Here is a 783-nt window from a genome sequence, read left to right as displayed (position 1 = left end):
TTCGGTTACTTGGTAACCCGCTTCAAAGCCCAACTGCCAACCAGTAGTCGTCGTTTTAAAGCCAACACCATCTACAGAAGCATCACGGTTAACGCGATAGCGACCTAGACCTAATGTTGCCCCTAAGTACAACGGAGACGCACCAACGTAGTATTTCGGTGCCAAATTAAGAGCTACACCATTAGCATCGAAGTGGCTCACTTCAGAACCACCAACACTCATTGATGCCTCTGCAATGTTGCGATATTCAACTTCGTAACCCAACGTCCAGTGATCAGTTAGGCTTTGCTGATAGCCTGCGATCAAACCAAACCCAAGATCGTTATCGTAAGTTGCTGCTGAACCCATCAATTCATGACGCGTTTCTTGGCCAAAATCTAAATCTGCCTTGATATAAGCAGTTTCGTTTGCCGCATAAACATTTACTGGCTCTGCTGCTGACACAGAACCTACGCTACCAGCGACACAAAGTGCCAACGCTACTAATTTTTTCATTCTTTACTCATCCCAAAAATTGAACATTCTCTCTGCAACTGACGCGTGCAAAGCGAGCAAACTCTATCTAAGGGACTTAATTTTCAGTGTTATTCCTTTCATTTCTGGAAGCCATTTCAACTTTGAGTGTTTTCTGGCAAGTCTTTGAGCTCAACCACATCATAGGCAAGCTCGGCGCCACAACCTTCAATAATCTCTATCATTTCCAACAACATTTGCTGTTTTATCGATTGAAAATGCACCCAATCAACACTACGAGAATACAGATTCACCCACAGATCCATACTG

1 protein-coding gene is annotated in these 783 nt (G+C 43.8%); it reads right to left on the bottom strand.

The genetic code is table 11. The features are described from left to right. Positions 1 to 495, bottom strand: a 495-nt coding sequence (locus AB4585_RS22510; RefSeq protein WP_372171039.1) for an outer membrane beta-barrel protein, incomplete at its 3' end; no start/stop codon positions are given. Between the last annotated feature and the right edge of the window lie 288 nt (positions 496 to 783).

Source organism: Vibrio sp. 10N.222.49.C9, assembly GCF_041474985.1.
Classification (GTDB): Bacteria; Pseudomonadota; Gammaproteobacteria; order Enterobacterales; family Vibrionaceae; genus Vibrio; species Vibrio crassostreae_C.
The sequence above is the reverse complement of the archived record's forward strand: the minus strand, read 5'-3'. Positions and strand labels throughout refer to the sequence as shown.